This is a genomic window from Escherichia sp. WS1368, from assembly GCF_046487485.1.
GTDB lineage: Bacteria > Pseudomonadota > Gammaproteobacteria > Enterobacterales > Enterobacteriaceae > Escherichia > Escherichia coli.
Map to the genome: position 1 here is coordinate 21,413 of NZ_JBJQJI010000025.1, position 18,508 is coordinate 39,920.

The following is an 18,508-nucleotide window of genomic DNA, read 5'->3' on the forward strand; positions in this document are numbered from 1 at the left end:
TCCTTATCGAAGTAATTTGTTTAGCTGGTGCAGGATGTCCTGCGTCTGGCTGTCCAGCCGCAACAGATAGAACAGGTAAAACAACGCCAGCACGACAACGCCACCACAAAAAATATGTTTAACAGTCAGGCGACTGATGAGCTGATAACGCCCGCCCTGGGTTTTTTTGTCCTGGTGTAACAGCGGGAAAGGGGCATCGCCGCGCAGTTTATGCAGAACGTGGTACAGACGGCGGTAGATCTGCTCAAATTCCCCCTGATCCTGTGCTGCCACTTTGTAGCGCCCGCGAAATCCCAGAGAAAAACAGATCCAGAGAAATTCCAGCAGATCCTGGTAACGTTTGGGTTCACGGATCAGGCGCTCCAGCAGGATGAAAACTTTCTCTCCACCCCAGGCTTCGTTGTGGAAATGGACCAGCAATGACTGCTTGATCCACTCGTTCTTGTTCGACCAGCCGTTACCGAGCGCCGCTTCATCAATAAACGTGCAGAGGATGTAGCGAAACGAGATAATCACGCCCGGTTCGTAGCCCTGCTCCTGAAGCAGTTGCTCCACGGCCTGAACATCTGTCACCACCTGAGCAAAAAGATGCTCCGGCATCGTCTGACTGTTCATGGTTGAAAGGCGCATCACCATACCGAGGAGCGGCGTGGCTGCGTCGATCATCGGATTCAGGCTGTTGCCACGAAGCGCGAGATGATAGTCGCGCTGGCTTTTTTCGTGGTGTCCGGTAAATGGTGGCAGAGACAGTGACCCCTCATCCATCGTCTTACCCTCTTATCGCCCACAGTTGCATGTTCAGATCCGGGAAACTGCCGGATACATGCAGTGCAACGGCCCCGGCGGCAGCCATTTCTGTCCAGGCCTGGCCGCTCTTGTCGAGTTCGAAATAGCTGAACCCGGAATGGTAAGGAAGCTGGCGGGGAGCCACCATCAGGGCACGCAATGGAATGCCGGGTATCTGCACACTGACCATATTGCGGATTTTTTCCGGCGAGGAAATTTTCGACTGCTGGATAAACTGGCGCTGGATCTGATCGACCGGCATGTTTGCCGCCACGGCCAGCACAAAGGTGGCAGATTGCAGCAGTTCTGTGTCATGGATATCGGCCTGCCAGATACCGTCACGCAGATGCAGCGGCAGATTAACGGCTCTTGGCGACAGTACGGTATGCAGCGCCCGTTTGACTTCCGGTAACAGCGTTTTAAATGTTTTGGTCAGGTCATGATGATCATACACATCAAGCGGGCAGGGCAGGCGCGACGGCTCGGTAAAGGTCATCAGTTCACCCAGCAACCCGGCAAGATCAAGGTAGAAATCTTCCGGGTGGAGCTGGGATCGACGAGCGCGATGGGTAAACCGGGTCTGGTTACGGTTAAGTAACTGCAACATCATAAATTCCGCCACATCCGCGATGCCGCTCTGCGCCGGAGAGCCAATGCGGTTTGCCAGATCGCTTGCCCGTCCGCCAATGGCCCCCTGTACCTCTTTGAGATAAACACGCAGTTTCTTACTGACCTGAATATTCTGGCAGGAGGGGATAAAATCGTCATCCAGCGTCAGGGAGCCGTCGGCATGGCGATCGCTGATACGGCAAAGCGGGAGCGTAATATAGGCGCTCATATCTTCTGCACCGCTCATAATGCGCGGCGTCAGTTGACCCAGCGTCAGTGTTCGCGCGTCACCTTCTTCTGAATGCAGATCCCGGACATCGGCATAATTCAGCCGGTAACGCCCGATTCGCCGCCCGTCGCTGATTTCATTTCTCACATCACTGGCGACCGGCAGAGCGAGGTAAATATTGCGGCTTCTTTCGTCCGGAAAATGTTGCGGGTGCAGCGGATCGGGCAGTGCGTCCTGGTCGGGGATAGAAAAGACGGTGCCGTCGGGCAGTGTGCCTGACGCGCTGTCAATCATGATCTTACCCTGCGCCAGCAGTTCATTGTTGAGGGTGAGTTCGGTAAATCCCCAGGATAAATCATTCATGGCCCGGAAACGCTGGTTATCCAGGTAGTCGTTGTAACGCTGCTGTTGCTGGAAATGGTGTGGGCGCATCAGCATCCCTTCCTGCCACATCACCTTGTTGCGGGTGGTTGCCATAATTATTCATCCTCTTTTTTCATTTCGATGCTGCTTTGACGTACATGCACCAGCAGGCGGTAATGGTGGCCGGTTCCTTCCACCGTCTCGATTTGTTTCCATTCAGTGGCCTGGTCATCGGAGAAATAGGCCACGACACCAATAAACTGCGTTTTCTCATCCAGCTTTACCGGCGGCAGGGTTTTGATGGTGTCCGGCAACAGGTTGAAATCCTGGTGGTCGATATAGTTTTTACCCAACACATCCGGTAGCGGCGTACTGGCTATCTGGTCATAGTCGGCTGCCAGCAATTTTGAGTCGTCAGTCAGGTACACCAGTTGCACATCCACGGCGGCTGATTCACCCTCCGCATTGGTATTGGTGTCCGGTTCGGTCAGCAGGGTGACGGTTATTTCCGAAGGTTGCTCCTTCAGGCTCCCGACCTGGATATCCGGGTTTTTGATCACCTCGCTGATTTTTTTCGCCGTTTCGCAGCCGGTTAATATGACGCACATCAGCACGCAGGCCAGAAACGCCTTCCTGTTCATGCTTCCGGCTCCCGCTGTTTTTCACGAAGCACCCGGTCATAGATCTGGGCGTAGACCTCGTTAAACAGCATCTCAAACCCCTGCTGGCGATCGGAGGCCAGTTCTTCGTAATAATGGCTGTACATTTGCCATGCTCCGGCATCATCCAGCGGCTGGCGCAGTTCATGGCTGCGGCGGTACTGCACAAAGCGGCGCAGCAGATTTTGTGGTGAGAAAGCGTCAAGCAGGACACGAAGTGACTCCACAATCGCTGCCCGGTTAGCTTCTTCGTGGTGGCGGACATTACGCAGGCTTTCACTGACAGCGGCGGGAGCCGCCAGATGTACCGGACTTTTACCTTCGGCAAACATCACGTCGAGCGCGGTGGCGTAATCCATGTTCAGGCGCAGCGGGTTATCTTCCAGCGGGCGCAAATGTTTGTCTGAGAGGCTGTTACGCTGTTGCTGCAAATCGAGCAGACCTTTTATTGCGGCCTGTAACGTGCGTCCGGCCTCTTCCAGAAAATCATCCGCATCGTCAGAATTGCTCACGGTAAGCGAGCCGCCGAGACCGCGCAGTAAGGGGGTGACCGCAAGGTGGCGTTGCGCCATTTCTGCCACAGGGAAGTCATCATTACGATCGCCGGGGCTGGCATAAATGGGCGGTAGATCCATAAACGGAGTATTGATCCCACCATTACTTGCCGGATCGGACAGCGGTGCCGATGGCCGGACAGCCGCAATGCCTGAAAGCGGATCGCCCGTGGTAATCAGGCTTTCGGACTGAAGTGCCTGGAGTGGATCGGTAGAAAAACCGTTTACCACGGTGTCTGCAAGCTGATGCCGGTGAGTCATTCCCGGATAGTGTGGCGCACCCTCCGTTGACAGCAGGGTATCCGTGAGCATATCGCGATTGGTGACGATGGTTTCGGGAGTGGCCATTTCCTCATCGTAATGGGGGATATCTCCCCGGTTCAGATGAACCCTCACCATCAGACGCCCTATCTGGATCTCATCGCCCTGGCGCAGCTGTATCAGGTCTGATGTTGCTGTGACTTTTGCCTGGTTCAGCCACAGTTGTGCCGTCTGCGGGCGCAGACAAAATGTGCCATCGTGCAGGATAACGGTAAAAGCCTGAGCCGGAATGCTCTGCTGACGATCCTGTACCGACCAGTGGCATTCGGGGCCATGGCCGACATTTCCCTGCTGTGTGAACAGACAGCGCGCCGCCCGCCCGCTTTCCAGCTCACTGCCGTTAATGACCTGCAATGAAAGCGTCTGTAGTTTCTCTTCCGGCATATTCTGCTCCGTGATTATCATAATTTACGACCGTACCCTGATGGTGACTGAAGGTCGTTCTTCCGGTGTGCCGAGGAAGCTGGTCCAGCCCAGCAGCGCACTTTTGTTATCGCCCAGGCGCATTGCGCCCACCTGCTCCGGCGCCAGCCCCAGATGTAAGTCCCAGGCAAGCTGATCGCGCAGGATGAAGGACACAAACATCGTCAGTGGCAGGAAGTTTTCGCCGGACGGCAGAAAAGAGAGGAACTGTTTTCGGGTCAGGCTGGTAATACTGAGCTGGAATTTTCCGCTGAGATCGGGCACCCGTGTACCCAGAACAAAGTTGCCCAGTACCGATCTTCCTGCCAGTTTTTCGCCATTTTTAAGTGAATAACTCCCCAGGCTATTTTGCTGATCCGGTTCAATATCCACCTTGCGACGTTGCCAGTTTTGCAGCGTCACGTCTGACAAATCAAAACAGTGGGACACCAGACCGCAGATTATTTCCGGGGATCGTCCCGGATTTGCCAGGATCCCGGAATACGCCAGCATTTTGCTGTGATTAATCGCCAGCTTATCGCGAAGCTGGCGGTGGCCCAGCCCAACAAGGGAGTACATGCGCTGCGAGAACGCATCCACACCGCCGTTACGAAAACTGATGTGATAGCGGTACTTACGCCAGATATGCCAGACAAACTGGGTCAGGCGGTGGCTGAACATATCCAGAAAATCACCTACCGGACTTTGTTCATGTACCGCTTTCCAGGCCAGGTGATCGAGGTAATAACCGGGGAGAGGCGACTGGCTCCCCTGTAACCCCATAAAGGTAGTGGTCATCCTGAATGCCCCTGACGTATCCCGTTTCAGCGCACTGATATCACTCAGGGGAAACGCAAGGCTGGCATCGGCGCTGAAACGCAGGGTTTCCTGTGCCGGATCGTCGCGCAGGGATAATTCCGGCGTCCCCTTTTCACCCTGTGCCAGGCGGTGCAACAGCTCCGCCATCGCAAAAAAATTGTAAGAGCAGGCGTTATGAAAAACCTGTGCCAGCGGATCATTCTGCTCTTTATCTGCCGGGGGATTTCCCGGACTCAGATAAGAGGATGCTGCCCGGTTCTTTCCGTCCATTTCCATGTCTCCTGGCTTTCTGTGTTCACAACGGTCAGCATGTGGAATGAGTTAACGCTGGCGTACAGCGACAGAAAATGCGAAAGCACCGTACCGAGCAGATACATTTCCCCTTCACAGACAAACGGCTCCGGGTGCAGATACAGCGTGGAGGCCAGCCCCCGGACGGGAATGCCCGTAAACAGGCGGTCGACAGGGCGAGTCTCCAGACGCTCAATGGCATCCAGCTTTTGTTGTGACAGCCGCGCCGTCTGCGGATGATGGATTGCGTGGCGATCAAAGTTGGCGATGACCTGCTTCAGCGCGTCCGTATCCAGTAATGACAGATAATTCAGGTTCATGGCGGAGAGCAGGGACCAGTGCAGGCTGCCATCAATGACCGGCCAGAGCGGTTGCGTCGGGCGGGTAATGTTGCGAAATGAAGCAACAGCCGCATTTTTACCGGTTGTGCCGGTGATATCGCCGGAACGAATTTGTGACGGAAGCTCACGGTTGGTACAGGTCAGCGATACCGAAACCACTTCATTACTGAGCAGCGATTCGTCTGACGGATAACTGCCATCAGCATGTATAAAAGCAAGGGTATGATCAAAGCCGCGATGGAACAGGGATGTTTTGGTCCGGTGATGCCAGTACACCACTTCCCGCTTCCGGCTGTATTCCATCTGATGGCTGAAACTTTCAAAGGCAGGCCACTGGCGCGCGGCCTGCGTCGAAACAGGACGCCCCAGATCTTTTTTCCTGAACATATCCTGCACCTGGCTTATCACGCCGTTAACGGAAAAGACATCGTAATGTTCCGGATAATGGCGGCTGGGAACCAGCGGATAGTCTGCCCGCCGGTTGTCCAGCGTGATGGCTTCTGCATGGTGGATAAATAAATTAATGGCAGGTGCGCAATACAGGCGCAGGGAGTCGCGGCGCAACCGGATGTCCACGGGCAATGGGCGCGAAAAACGCAGTTGCAGGGTAAAGGATTCAGCCTGCAATCCGTCAGGCAACGCCGGACAACCACAAAGATCAAAAAAGAGAAACGCATCCGGGTAACAGAAATACTCCTGAAGGATCCGGTAGCCGCTGTGGACGTTTTTCGGCCAGGGCAGCATGGCATCCTGTGGCTCAAAACCGACAGCTTTCAGCATAAACTCAGGCAGGCGAATATGCTGTTCACCCACAGTCAGGTCGGCACCCTGCAAGTATTCACAGAACCATAAATAAAGCTGGTCACGGGTATAGTTGTCGTCATTGCCGAGCCAGAAGCGAAGTTTGTTCAGATCCAGCGTGCGGAAGTCCGTTCCCGGTGCGACCGAAAAGGTGATGTTGATAACACCATTACGGGTCGTACTGCGGTTTTCAATCTGCTCCAGGCGAACGGGCAGCAGCCAGATATCCCGGCAGAGGGTGAAGGTACAGGGAGGCGGCTCCTCCTTTTTAGCATCGGAGGGCAGCACTTCATCGACTCTAATTTCCCCGGCGTTGGTTGTAAACTGCTCATTACGGGGGATTAACACCGGCACAGAAGACTTATCCATATCCGGCGTATATTCAATAAGGGTCATTGCCGGAACCGGACGCAGGTAATTAGGCCATAGCATCTTAATAAGCCCGTGCGTCAGTTCTGGGAATTCATCCTCAATTTTCTGGCGGAGATTGCCGGTAAGAAAAGCCACCCCTTCCAGCAGGCGTTCAATATCCGGATCTGCATCTTTTTCGGCCAGGAAGCGGGCCAGATGGGGTTTTTCCGTTGCCAGCAGCTTGCTAAGCTGGCGCAGGTAATCGAGTTCTTCCCGGAAATAGCGTTCTTCAAATTCCATTTGTCAGTCCACCCGGTAATGCTGGCTGCCATTCGGTGCCATATCAAATTCAAGCACCTCATGCGTTTCGTTAAATGTCACCCAGGCTGTAATATGAAACGTCATATCCAGCGGGCTGGAGGCGGATGAAACCACTGCCTGCACTTCAGCGCGTGAGATCCGGGGTTCATAGCGTTCTATACATTGCGCGATGGCCCGACTCATTGATTCGCGGAAGTTTTCAGCCCCTTCCGGTTCATCAATGCCCAGCTCAGGCGCACCCCGGCAACTACCGGACCGGGTATTAAGAATGTTTCGTAGGTTCTGGCGAATGGATTGCCTGAGCGAATGAATACTGCCTCCCTGCCGGTTTCTGGCTGAAGAGGCTTCCATACGCTCAAAAAGAGAACCTGTGGTTCTTTCCCGATCCGGTATCATGGTGTGTTACTCCCTGTCTAACCGGCCAACCAGGGAAAGCTCAAAATTTGCCCCCATAAATTTAAAATGAGGCCTCACGCTTAGCGCAACCTGGTACCAGCCGGGTTCGCCTTCTACATCCATAACCTCAACTTTGGCAGCGCGCAGAGGTTTGCGGCTGCGCACGTCTGCAGGCGGGTTTTCCTGGTCGGCAACATACTGACGGATCCAGGTATTAAGCTCTCTTTCTAAGTCGCTCCTTTCTTTCCATGACCCCAGTTGTTCACGCTGCAACACCTTGATGTAGTGCGCTAACCGATTGATGATGAAGAGATAAGGAAGCTGCGTACCCAGCTTATAGTTGGTTTCTGCGTCTTTTCCCGGAAAGTGCTTCGGTTTTTGTACCGAGTTTGCAGAGAAAAAGGCTGCATTATCAGAGTCTTTACGCATGGTAAGGGTGATAAAACCCTCTTCAGCCAGTTCAAATTCGCGGCGATCGGTGACCAGCACCTCGGTTGGGATTTTGGCCTGAATCTGCCCCATCGTTTCGAACAGATGCACCGGCAGATCTTTCACTGCGCCGCCGCTTTGCGGACCGATAATGTTTGGACACCAGCGGTATTTGGCAAAACTGTCTGCGATATTGCATGCCAGCATCCAGGCCGTATTACCCCACAGATAATCTTCGTGGTTCTGGCTGACATCTTCGTAATAGTTAAAGTTCTTAACAGGGTTATCTGTTGGTGAATAGGGCTGGCGAAGCAGGAAGCGGGGTGCCGTAAGCCCTAAATAGCGCGAATCTTCCGAGTCACGCAGGGCGCGCCATTTGGTGTAGGCCGGACCTTCAAAGATGGCATAAAGATCTTTGATATTAGGCAGTTCGGTCCACGAGTTCAGCCCCATAAACTCCGGGGAAACGGAGGACAGGAACGGTGCGTGCGCCATTGCGCCCACGGCACTGACGTATTGCAGCAGTTTCATGTCAGGCGCGGTATTTTTGAACTCATAAGCGCCCAGCACGGCAGCGATGGGTTCACCGCCAAACTGTCCGAAACCGGACGAATAAACGTGCTTATAAAATCCGGACTGAATAATTTCTGGCGCAAACTCAAAGTCTTCCAGAAGTTCCTGCTTGGTGACATGAAGCACGTTGACCTTGATGTTTTCACGGAAATCAACGCGATCCACCATGGTTTTCAGTGAGCGCCAGAACGACTCGACCTGCTGAAAGGCAGGCGCATGGATGATGACATCCATCTGGCGGCTGATGCGTTCATCAATATCTGCAATCATGCTGTCCACGGCCAGTTTATTGACCGGTTCGGCAGATGCAGTGGATTGCAGGATGCTGGCAATAAAGGCTGTCACACCCTGGCGGGCAACGTCATAACCTTCTGAACCGGGCTGAATACGGGTCTGAGCCATGATTTGATCAAGCAGCGACGATGCCTGATCAGTCTGCCCGGCATGACTGGAAACGAGTTCCTCTTCCTGTAAAGACATACTGAAAATCCTTCTGTTTTAGCTGTGTTTCTGAAACCGGGTTTTCGCCGTCAGTGAAGTACGCGCCGCCAGTACGGCGCGCTCTGCTGAAACTCACAAAGATGGATAATCTCATCCAATAGATCACTGATACGGCGATCCAGTGTTGTAATCAGCGCATCCACGCCATCCCGGTTGATTTCACCGGACGGGCTGAAACATACCCGGTAAACCGCCTGCAAAATGTCTTCGTCAGAGAGGGGGTGTTTCCCGGAGATATTTTTGTGTGCCGCCATGTCTGGATAACCCTGTTTAATGAAATAGTGGTGGTTATTTCCCACTCACTTGGCCGATTTCTTTGAGCAACTGCTCGCGGGACTCCTCATTTTCCAGCAATGCCTGGAGCTGGGTACGGAATGCCGGAAGGTTGCCCATCGGCCCCTTCAGCGCAGTCAGTGCTTCACGCAATTCCAGCAATTTATTAACTTCCGGAACCTGCCGGGCCACGCTGTCCGGTGAAAAATCATCCAGTGGCTTGATATTCAGCGCCACATTCAGTTCATCGTCCGTTGTGCTTCCCTTCAGCGTGGCGGGGACGGTAAAATTGAGGCCAATGGCTGCTTCAGCCATCACCGCACCGAAATTGTGCTTGTTAACGGAAACTGCCTGACGTTCATCCAGTGGGGATGTCTCCTGCGTATTTCCGGTATCGCCGACAACGAGCATGTTAAGCGGAAGCTCCACTTCAGCCGTCTGGCCGTCCGTCTTCGGGACATAGGATATATTTATACGCTCGCGAGGCGCGACGCTGCCTTCAAATTTTTTGCTCATAAAAGTGATCCGTCATGTTATCTCGTACAGGCCATGAACACGGCATATTTGTACCGCAAAAAAATATCGGCAATGCCGCCCTAATGGCGGTGAAAATAAAATCACCACTCCTTCATCACCCCGCATTCTACGCTTCAAAATAAATAAGAAAAGGACTTTTTATCGATCGTAAAGAGAGGTATTCTGCAAGCGTTAAATAGATTGTGTGAACCTGCGAAATTCGCGTCAGGTGTATTATGGCAATAATTTAAATATAGAGTTTTTATGTAACTTATTGAATTATATAATAATTTCATTAAACATAAGCTAATCTGATGATTGCTTGTTTATATATTTGTTTTGTGATTGATTAAGTGGGTATTTTTAAGGAATATCTCAAAAATTATCAAAATGATAATTCAGAAAGGATAAATACAATATTTATTCATGATTCAGCTTTGGCCATTTTATGGAGGCAATACGGACTTTGAACAGTTGGGTATGGTTATCCAGATATATATTATTAACTTATTGCTGAATAAGAGATTTAATGATTTTAAAAATAGTTTTTACGACAACCGTAAATTCTAGCTCGGTTTGTATGTAAAAAATACTGAAAAATGATGCGGTTCCGTGAAGTGAGTTGCATCTGCCTGTCTGGGATTAACGGCAGGTCATTGTAAGTAGTAATTAACCACGTTAACAAGGAGTTTACAAATGCCAACACCGTGTTATATCTCCATCACTGGTCAGACCCAGGGAAATATTACTGCAGGTGCATTTACCGCTGATTCTGTCGGCAACATCTATGTGCAGGGGCACGAAGACGAGATGCTGGTGCAGGAATTCCTGCATAACGTTACTGTCCCGACCGATCCTCAGTCCGGCCAGCCTGCGGGTCAGCGTGCTCACAAGCCGTTCATTTTTACCGTGGCGCTGAACAAAGCTGTTCCGCTGATGTACAACGCACTGGCCTCCGGCGAAATGCTGCCAACCACTGAACTTCACTGGTGGCGTACCTCTGTGGAAGGCAAACAGGAGCATTATTTCACCACCCGCCTGACCGATTCGACGATTGTCGATATGAAACTGCATATGCCGCATTGCCAGGATCCGGCGAAACGCGAGTTCACCCAGTTGCTCGAAGTTTCACTGGCCTACCGCAAAATAGAGTGGGAACACGTCAAGTCTGGCACCTCCGGTGCCGACGACTGGCGCGCACCGCTGGAAGCATAAGTTAAGCCAACAGCATCCGGCTATTAGGCCGGATGCTGTTTTTGTATTACGCCGTAAAAAGAAAGGTTGTCAGTAAGGGGTTACGTTCACGGGAGATGGCGGATGCCGGAAACTTCGGCGGTAGCGTGCCTGAACGCAAGCGTAACACTGTACTGTTACAGCCGCTTTAACAGCGAACTGTCTGTTTTTCCTTAAACCCGGAGGTTGCTATGTCAACCGGATTACGTTTCACGCTGGAAGTGGACGGCCTGCCACCGGACGCGTTTGCGGTGGTCTCCTTTCATCTGAACCAGTCACTCTCTTCGCTCTTTTCCCTCGATCTCTCTCTGGTCAGCCAGCAGTTTCTCTCCCTTGAATTTGCGCAGGTGCTGGACAAAATGGCCTACCTGACGGTATGGCAGGGCGATGACGTACAGCGCCGGGTGAAAGGTGTGGTGACCTGGTTTGAACTGGGGGAGAACGACAAAAACCAGATGCTGTACAGCATGAAGGTGTGCCCACCGCTGTGGCGCACAGGGCTGCGCCAGAACTTCCGTATCTTCCAGAATGAGGACATCGAAAGCATACTCGCGACGATCCTGAAAGAAAACGGGGTGACCGAGTGGAGTCCGCTGTTCAGCGAGCCGCATCCTTCCCGTGAGTTTTGTGTCCAGTACGGCGAAACCGATTACGATTTCCTGTGCCGGATGGCGGCGGAGGAAGGCATCTTCTTTTATGAGGAGCACGCGCAAAAAAGTACCGACCAGAGCCTGGTCCTGTGCGACACCGTGCGTTATCTGCCGGAGTCCTTTGAGATCCCCTGGAATCCGAACACCCGTACCGAGGTGAGCACCCTATGCATCAGCCAGTTCCTCTACAGCGCACAAATCCGCCCATCTTCCGTGGTGACCAAAGACTACACCTTTAAACGACCCGGCTGGGCAGGGCGTTTTGATCAGGAAGGCCAGCACCAGGATTACCAGCGCACACAGTATGAAGTGTATGACTACCCCGGACGTTTCAAGGGTGCCCACGGGCAGAACTTTGCCTGCTGGCAGATGGATGGCTGGCGAAACAACGCAGAAGTGGCGCGCGGAACAAGCCGTTCGCCGGAGATATGGCCGGGACGGCGAATTGCGCTGACGGGGCATCCGCAGGCGAACCTGAACCGGGAATGGCAGGTGGTGGCAAGTGAACTGCACGGCGAGCAGCCGCAGGCGGTGCCGGGACGCAGGGGTTCAGGTACCACGCTGAATAACCACTTTGCGGTAATACCGGCAGACAGAACATGGCGGCCACAGCCGTTGCTGAAACCGCTGGTGGACGGCCCGCAGAGCGCCGTCGTGACGGGACCGGCAGGAGAAGAAATCTTCTGTGATGAACATGGCCGCGTGCGGGTGAAATTTAACTGGGACCGCTATAACCCGTCAAACCAGGACAGTTCATGCTGGATCCGTGTGGCACAGGCGTGGGCAGGCACCGGCTTTGGCAACCTGGCGATACCGCGTGTGGGTCAGGAAGTCATTGTGGACTTCCTCAACGGCGATCCGGACCAGCCGATTATTATGGGGCGCACCTACCACCAGGAAAACCGCACCCCCGGCAGCCTGCCGGGAACAAAGACGCAGATGACCATTCGTTCAAAAACCTATAAGGGCAGCGGGTTTAATGAACTGAAGTTTGACGATGCGACAGGGAAAGAACAGGTCTACATCCACGCGCAGAAGAACATGAACACCGAGGTGCTGAATAACCGCACCACTGATGTGATAAACAACCATGCCGAAAAAATAGGTAACAACCAGGCGATCACCGTTACCAATAACCAGATCCAGAACATTGGCGTTAATCAGATACAGACGGTTGGTGTCAACCAGGTGGAAACGGTAGGCAGCAACCAGATTGTCAAAGTGGGTTCAAACCAGGTTGAAAAGGTGGGGATCATTCGTGCGCTGACGGTGGGCGTGGCTTACCAGACGACGGTAGGCGGCATCATGAATACCTCGGTGGCGTTGTTGCAGTCCTCACAGGTAGGGCTGCATAAATCACTGATGGTGGGAATGGGCTACAGCGTCAATGTAGGGAATAACGTCACCTTCTCGGTGGGCAAGACGATGAAGGAAAACACCGGACAAACAGCAGTTTATTCTGCCGGTGAGCATCTGGAACTCTGCTGCGGTAAGGCAAGGTTGGTGCTGACGAAGGACGGAAGCATATTTCTCAATGGTACGCACATTCATCTGGAAGGAGAGTCGGATGTGAACGGTGATGCGCCGGTGATTAACTGGAACTGTGGTGCCACACAACCTGTACCGGATGCGCCTGTGCCGAAAGATTTACCCCCCGGAATGCCGGATATGCGGCAATTTTGAGTCAGGTGCAAAAAATTAAAACGGAACTGGTGCAGTGACCAGATAAACCATATTAAAAGCAGAAGGAATTGATTCATGGGTGGAAAACCGGCGGCGCGGCAGGGTGACATGACCCGCAAGGGACTGGATATTGTGCAGGGTTCAGCAGGGGTGCTGATAGGTGCGCCAACCGGTGTGGCCTGCTCGGTGTGTCCCACAGGGGAAGCCACGCCGAAATATGGCAATCCGGTAAACCCGCTGCTGGGAGCGAAGGTGCTGCCTGCTGAAACCGACCTGGCACTGTCCGGCCCGCTGCCGTTTGTTCTTTTCCGCGCCTACAGCAGCTACCGGACCAGGACGCCCGCGCCGGTGGGGGGGTTTGGTCCCGGCTGGAAAGCCCCCTTCGATATCCGCTTACAGATACGCGATGAAGGCCTGATACTCAACGACAGCGGCGGCAGGAGCATTCACTTTGAACCCCTGTTTCCCGGCGAGATAAGCTACAGCCGCAGCGAGTCGTTCTGGCTGGCGCGGTGCGGGGTGCTGAAACAGCACAAAGGCCACCCGCTTGCGCGGCTCTGGCGGGCGTTGCCGGAAGCGGTCCGTCTGAGTCCACACATCTATATGATGGCTGCCAGCACAACCGGGCAGTGGCTGGTGCTCGGCTGGCCGGAGCGGGTGCCGGGGGCGGACGAGGTGCTGCCGCCGGAGCCGCCCGCATACCGGGTGCTGACGGGCGTGGTGGACGGCTTCGGGCGGACGCTGGCCTTCCACCGGGCGGCAGAGGGTGACGTGGCGGGTGCGGTGACGGGGGTGACGGACGGCGCGGGCCGCTGTTTTCACCTGGCGCTGAGCACGCAGGCGCAGCGGGCGGAAGCCTTCCGTAAACAGCGCGCCTCTTCTTTATCTTCTCCAGCCGGTCCCCGTTCTGTTTCCTCTTCTCAGGTTTTCCCCGATACGCTGCCCGCCGGTACAGAATACGGTGCCGATAACGGTATCCGGCTGGAGGCGGTGTGGCTGACACACGACCCGGCATACCCGGATGAACAGCCGACTGCGCCGCTGGCGCGCTATACGTACACGGCCAGCGGAGAACTGCGGGCGGTGTATGACCGCAGCGGGACGCAGGTGCGCGGGTTTACTTATGATGCGGAGCACGCCGGGCGGATGGTGGCGCACCATTATGCAGGGAGGCCGGAGAGCCGCTACCGGTATGATGATACCGGGCGGGTGACGGAGCAGGTCAACCCGGAGGGGCTGGACTACCGCTTTGAGTACGGGCAGGACCGTGTGACCATCACGGACAGCCTGAACCGGCGGGAGGTGCTGTACACGGAAGGCGGGGGTGGCCTGAAGCGTGTGGTGAAGAAGGAGCATGCCGACGGGAGCATCACCTGCAGCGAGTATGATGAGGCGGGGGAGGCTGAAGGCGCAGACGGATGCGGCAGGACGGCGGACGGAGTACCGGCTGCATATGGCGTCTGGAAAGCTGACTTCAGTGATACTGCCGGACGGCAGGACGGTACGGTATGGTTACAACAGCCAGTTGCAACTGACTTCAGTGACATATCCGGATGGTTTACGCAGCAGCCGGAAATATGACCGTCAGGGCCGACTGGCAGAAGAGATCTCGCGCAACGGTAACATTACGCGCTGGTTTTATGACTCCCCCCGCAGTAGCCTGCCCGGCGCGGTGGAAGACGGAATCGGGGTGACGCGGAGAATAACGCGAAACCGGTACGGTCAGCTTCGGGCCTTCACGGACTGCTCGGGGTACATGACGCGGTATGAGTATGACCGGTACGGTCAACAAATCGCCGTTCACCGGGAGGAAGGCATCAGCACTTACAGCAGTTATAACCCGCGAGGCCAACTGGTCAGTCAGAAGGATGCGCAGGGGCGTGAAACCCGTTATGAGTACAGCGCCGCAGGCGACCTGACAGCAACGATATCACCGGACGGTAAACGCAGCACCATCGAATATGATAAACGCGGGCGTCCGGTGAGTGTGACGGAAGGCGGTCTGACGCGCAGCATGGGGTATGACGCTGCCGGGCGCATCACCGTGCTGACCAACGAGAACGGCAGCCAGTCCACGTTCCGGTATGACCCGGTGGACAGGCTGACGGAGCAGCGCGGCTTTGACGGCAGGACGCAGCGTTACCGGTACAGCGCCACAGGGCAGCTTGTCCACAGTGAAGACGAGGGACTTATCACCCTCTGGCATTACGATGCGTCGGACCGCATCACGCACCGGACGGTGAACGGCGACCCGGCGGAGCAGTGGCAGTATGATGAGCACGGCTGGCTGACAGAAATCAGCCATATCAGCGAAGGCCACCGTGTGGCGGTCCACTACGGCCACGACGATAAAGGCCGCCTGACGGGCGAACGGCAGACGGTGGAGAACCCGGAGACGGGGGAGATGCTGTGGGAGCATGAGACGAAGCACGCGTACAGCGAACAGGGGCTGGCGACCCGTCAGGAGCCGGACGGTCTGCCGCCGGTGGAGTGGCTGACGTATGGCAGCGGTTATCTTGCGGGAATGAAGCTGGGTGGTACGCCACTGGTCGAGTACACGCGGGACCGGCTGCACCGTGAGACGGCCCGCAGCTTCGGCGGGGAGGCATATGAGCTTGCCACCGCCTGGAATACCAGCGGCCAGCTCCGGAGCAGGCACCTGAACCTTCCGCAGCTTGACCGTGACTACGACTGGAACGACAACGGACAGCTAATTCGCATCAGCGGCCCGCAGGAGAGCCGGGAGTACCGTTACAGCGACACGGGAAGGCTGACGGGCGTCCACACCACGGCAGCGAACCTGGACATTGATATCCCGTATGCGACGGACCCGGCAGGAAACCGGCTGCCGGACCCGGAACTGCACCCGGACAGCACCCTCACGGCATGGCCGGATAACCGCATCACGGAAGATGCGCACTATGTCTACCGCTACGATGAATACGGCAGGCTGGCGGAGAAGACGGACCGTATCCCGGAAGGGGTGATACGGATGCACGACGAGCGGACGCACCACTACCATTACGACAGCCAGCACCGCCTGGTGTTCTACACGCGGATACAGCACGGCGAGCCACAGGTGGAGAGCCGCTACCTCTATGACCCGCTGGGCCGCCGGACGGGAAAACGGGTGTGGCGGCGGGAGCGTGACCTGACGGGGTGGATGTCGCTGTCGCGTAAACCGGAGGTGACCTGGTACGGGTGGGACGGCGACAGGCTGACGACGGTACAGACCGACACCACGCGTATCCAGACGGTATACCAGCCGGGGAGCTTCACGCCGCTCCTGAGAATCGAAACAGAGAATGGCGAACAGGCGAAGGCGCGGCACCGTAGCCTGGCGGAGGTGTTGCAGGAGGACACGGGTGTGACGCTACCGGCGGAGCTGGCGGTGATGCTGGGGAGGCTGGAGCGGGAACTGCGGCAGGGCAGCGTGAGTGAAGAAAGCCAGCAGTGGCTTGCACAGTGTGGGTTGACGGCGGAACAGATGGCGGCGCAACTGGAGGCGGAATACATCCCGGAGAGGAAACTTCATCTTTACCACTGTGACCACCGTGGGCTGCCGCAGGCGCTTATCAGCCCGGAAGGGGAAACGGCGTGGCGCGGGGAGTATGACGAGTGGGGAAACCTGCTGGGAGAGGAAAGCACGCAGCACCTTCAACAGTCACTCCGTCTGCCGGGGCAGCAGTATGATGAGGAGTCGGGGCTGTACTACAACCGTCACCGGTACTATGACCCGCTACAGGGGAGGTATATCACCCAGGATCCGATTGGGCTGAAGGGGGGATGGAACCTGTATGCGTATCCACTGAACCCGGTGCAACGGCTGGATCCGCTGGGATTAAGTGCGGCGTTGGGCGCAGGAGCATTAACTGCCATGGGAACTGGTTCTGAAGTAGGTACAGAGATCGGTTCGGTAGGAGGCCCTCCGGGGATGTTAGTCGGTGCGGCAGTCGGTACGGTGGTTATTGGTGGTGGTATAATAATATACAACAATCGCGAGGCTGTTGGGGACGCGATTGAGAAAAGTATGGAGATGCAGGGTGAAGCCGAATTATTAAATGCACAAAGTCAAATGGAATTCTGGCGAGATCCCTATGGTGCTTTTTCCAGCGTGTTTGGAAATGATGATTCATCAAAAGAGAATCCAAATGTCGGGAAGGATTTGACGGAGGAAGAGAAGAACTGCCTGGGTGGTGGCAGTACGGGAAGCCCGGGAGGATGGGGACCAGAAGATGAGAATAGCGCAAGAGATCGTATGCAGCATGAACGGTATAAAGATGAATTGCGACAGAAGATGGGAAAACCTGACGTTACAGATTCAAATTTGAAAAATATTATAGACGATCTTTATCGGCCAAATGCAAAAGTAGGAAGTGGAAGCACAGCAGATGCTGTTCGTTATGAATTGGCCACAGGTGAAAAAGTTGGTGGTAGAGGACATGTATTGAAAGCACAGGATTATACAAGGGCTTTACAGGATTGGTTGGATAAGAATCCAACAGCATCTCCAGGGGATCGAGCAGCAGCAGAAAACGTTCTTCAGGATTTACAGAATGCTTTGGGAGGCAAGTAATGAACCAATATATTGCTAATTATATAGAAAAAATGGCATCGTTTTCCACTGTTTTGTCTGAGACAGTCTCATTAGCTAATGAATACTGGCATCCAGAAACTCCACCGGTGGTTATGTTGTTCTCTCAGATTGGAAAAACGATTGTAAAAAATTTTTATGAAATGGGTGATATTGAAAGAGAAAAAATATTTAAACATGTCGAAGATGGTATGGTCTCGATTGATGATGAATTGGCCACAGTTGTAGCTACAGGGCTTATAGAGGCAATAGTCACTGCGACCGATAGCAATTCTTTACTTTGGAAAGATGTAAGTAAATTTTTGGGTGATAAATCAAAGTCTCATGCATTAGTGTGGAAAGATTTTGGTCAGGAGTGATATTCTTTAAGAAGTATTAAGTTCGCTATTGAGGCCTTAATACTTCTTGAAGTTAAATTAAAGTTAGGGTGAAGTGCAGGGAAAGATCACGTAACGCTGCTTTTTTGTACTAAATAATTCGCATTTTATGTTTAAAAATTGAGATATTCCTCATTACCTAAAGCTGTTTTTTATTGCTTATACATGATCAAATACTCCTTACATAATTAAGGAGAACAAAATAGAACTTAAAAAATTGATGGGGCATATTTCTATTATCCCCGATTACAGACAAGCCTGGAAAGTGGAACATAAATTATCGGATATTCTACTGTTGACTATTTGTGCCGTTATTTCGGGTGCGGAAGGTTGGGAAGATATAGAGGATTTTGGGGAAACACATCTCGATTTTTTAAAACAATACGGTGATTTTGAAAATGGTATTCCTGTTCACGATACCATCGCCAGAGTTGTA

At 54.0% G+C, this 18,508-nt stretch carries 14 protein-coding genes and 1 pseudogene; 5 read left to right on the plus strand and 10 right to left on the minus strand.

What is annotated here, in order from left to right:
- Positions 1–3: 3 nt before the first annotated feature.
- From icmH to tssB, 10 genes are read right to left on the minus strand one after another with little or no spacing between them, the layout of a single operon-like run.
- A complete protein-coding gene (gene icmH, locus ACJHYD_RS22950) occupies positions 4–765 on the minus strand; it encodes a type IVB secretion system protein IcmH/DotU (protein WP_001521863.1) in 762 nt (253 codons plus the stop codon).
- A 4-nt stretch (positions 766–769) separates the two neighbouring features.
- Positions 770–2,101 carry a type VI secretion system baseplate subunit TssK gene (gene tssK, locus ACJHYD_RS22955; RefSeq protein ID WP_000246418.1) on the minus strand — a complete coding sequence of 444 codons (1,332 nt, stop codon included), beginning with the start codon at positions 2,099–2,101 and terminating at the stop codon, positions 770–772.
- Positions 2,102–2,103: 2 nt separating this feature from the next.
- A complete protein-coding gene (gene tssJ, locus ACJHYD_RS22960; RefSeq protein ID WP_001080149.1) occupies positions 2,104–2,628 on the minus strand; it encodes a type VI secretion system lipoprotein TssJ in 525 nt (174 codons plus the stop codon).
- Positions 2,625–3,905, minus strand: coding sequence for a type VI secretion system-associated FHA domain protein TagH (gene tagH, locus ACJHYD_RS22965; RefSeq protein WP_001550643.1), 1,281 nt, complete (start codon positions 3,903–3,905; stop codon positions 2,625–2,627). The genes tssJ and tagH overlap by 4 nt, the downstream gene beginning before the upstream one ends.
- 24 nt (positions 3,906–3,929) lie before the next feature.
- A complete protein-coding gene (gene tssG / locus ACJHYD_RS22970) occupies positions 3,930–5,012 on the minus strand; it encodes a type VI secretion system baseplate subunit TssG (protein ID WP_000348804.1) in 1,083 nt (360 codons plus the stop codon).
- Positions 4,976–6,826, minus strand: coding sequence for a type VI secretion system baseplate subunit TssF (gene tssF, locus ACJHYD_RS22975; protein ID WP_001521865.1), 1,851 nt, complete (start codon positions 6,824–6,826; stop codon positions 4,976–4,978). The genes tssG and tssF overlap by 37 nt, the downstream gene beginning before the upstream one ends.
- 3 nt (positions 6,827–6,829) lie before the next feature.
- Positions 6,830–7,243 (minus strand): type VI secretion system baseplate subunit TssE, encoded by a 414-nt coding sequence (gene tssE / locus ACJHYD_RS22980; protein WP_001521866.1) that lies wholly within the window; start codon positions 7,241–7,243, stop codon positions 6,830–6,832.
- A gap of 6 nt (positions 7,244–7,249) precedes the next feature.
- On the minus strand, positions 7,250–8,725 hold the full coding sequence (tssC, locus tag ACJHYD_RS22985) for a type VI secretion system contractile sheath large subunit (RefSeq protein WP_001550644.1): 1,476 nt from the start codon (positions 8,723–8,725) through the stop codon (positions 7,250–7,252).
- A 50-nt stretch (positions 8,726–8,775) separates the two neighbouring features.
- Complete coding sequence (locus ACJHYD_RS22990; RefSeq protein ID WP_001521869.1) at positions 8,776–9,000, minus strand: hypothetical protein; 225 nt, start codon at positions 8,998–9,000, stop codon at positions 8,776–8,778.
- Between the two features lie 34 nt (positions 9,001–9,034).
- The gene (gene tssB / locus ACJHYD_RS22995) at positions 9,035–9,535 is read right to left on the minus strand and encodes a type VI secretion system contractile sheath small subunit (RefSeq protein WP_001550646.1); all 501 of its coding nucleotides are present in this window, start codon (positions 9,533–9,535) and stop codon (positions 9,035–9,037) included.
- Positions 9,536–10,231: 696 nt separating this feature from the next.
- Between tssB and ACJHYD_RS23000 the strand changes: the two genes are divergently transcribed.
- The 5 genes and pseudogenes from ACJHYD_RS23000 to ACJHYD_RS23020 form a co-directional block, all read left to right on the plus strand.
- On the plus strand, positions 10,232–10,750 hold the full coding sequence (locus tag ACJHYD_RS23000; RefSeq protein WP_001142958.1) for an Hcp family type VI secretion system effector: 519 nt from the start codon (positions 10,232–10,234) through the stop codon (positions 10,748–10,750).
- A 209-nt stretch (positions 10,751–10,959) separates the two neighbouring features.
- Positions 10,960–13,101 carry a type VI secretion system tip protein VgrG gene (locus tag ACJHYD_RS23005; protein ID WP_001550647.1) on the plus strand — a complete coding sequence of 714 codons (2,142 nt, stop codon included), beginning with the start codon at positions 10,960–10,962 and terminating at the stop codon, positions 13,099–13,101.
- 75 nt (positions 13,102–13,176) lie between these two features.
- Positions 13,177–17,677: pseudogene (locus ACJHYD_RS23010) on the plus strand (RHS element core protein).
- On the plus strand, positions 17,677–18,054 hold the full coding sequence (locus ACJHYD_RS23015) for a hypothetical protein (protein WP_001077735.1): 378 nt from the start codon (positions 17,677–17,679) through the stop codon (positions 18,052–18,054). Before ACJHYD_RS23010 ends, ACJHYD_RS23015 begins: the two are co-directional and overlap by 1 nt.
- A gap of 220 nt (positions 18,055–18,274) precedes the next feature.
- Positions 18,275–18,508 (plus strand): transposase family protein (locus ACJHYD_RS23020; RefSeq protein WP_166465054.1); only part of this gene is annotated, 234 nt, incomplete at its 3' end.

Bases quoted from the DNA above. Each gene is read 5' to 3' on its own strand.
- icmH (WP_001521863.1), bottom strand. From the start codon at position 765: ATGGATGAGGGGTCACTGTCTCTGCCACCATTTACCGGACACCACGAA.
- tssK (WP_000246418.1), bottom strand. From the start codon at position 2,101: ATGGCAACCACCCGCAACAAGGTGATGTGGCAGGAAGGGATGCTGATG.
- tssJ (WP_001080149.1), bottom strand. From the start codon at position 2,628: ATGAACAGGAAGGCGTTTCTGGCCTGCGTGCTGATGTGCGTCATATTA.
- tagH (WP_001550643.1), bottom strand. From the start codon at position 3,905: ATGCCGGAAGAGAAACTACAGACGCTTTCATTGCAGGTCATTAACGGC.
- tssG (WP_000348804.1), bottom strand. From the start codon at position 5,012: ATGGACGGAAAGAACCGGGCAGCATCCTCTTATCTGAGTCCGGGAAAT.
- tssF (WP_001521865.1), bottom strand. From the start codon at position 6,826: ATGGAATTTGAAGAACGCTATTTCCGGGAAGAACTCGATTACCTGCGC.
- tssE (WP_001521866.1), bottom strand. From the start codon at position 7,243: ATGATACCGGATCGGGAAAGAACCACAGGTTCTCTTTTTGAGCGTATG.
- tssC (WP_001550644.1), bottom strand. From the start codon at position 8,725: ATGTCTTTACAGGAAGAGGAACTCGTTTCCAGTCATGCCGGGCAGACT.
- ACJHYD_RS22990 (WP_001521869.1), bottom strand. From the start codon at position 9,000: ATGGCGGCACACAAAAATATCTCCGGGAAACACCCCCTCTCTGACGAA.
- tssB (WP_001550646.1), bottom strand. From the start codon at position 9,535: ATGAGCAAAAAATTTGAAGGCAGCGTCGCGCCTCGCGAGCGTATAAAT.
- ACJHYD_RS23000 (WP_001142958.1), top strand. From the start codon at position 10,232: ATGCCAACACCGTGTTATATCTCCATCACTGGTCAGACCCAGGGAAAT.
- ACJHYD_RS23005 (WP_001550647.1), top strand. From the start codon at position 10,960: ATGTCAACCGGATTACGTTTCACGCTGGAAGTGGACGGCCTGCCACCG.
- ACJHYD_RS23015 (WP_001077735.1), top strand. From the start codon at position 17,677: ATGAACCAATATATTGCTAATTATATAGAAAAAATGGCATCGTTTTCC.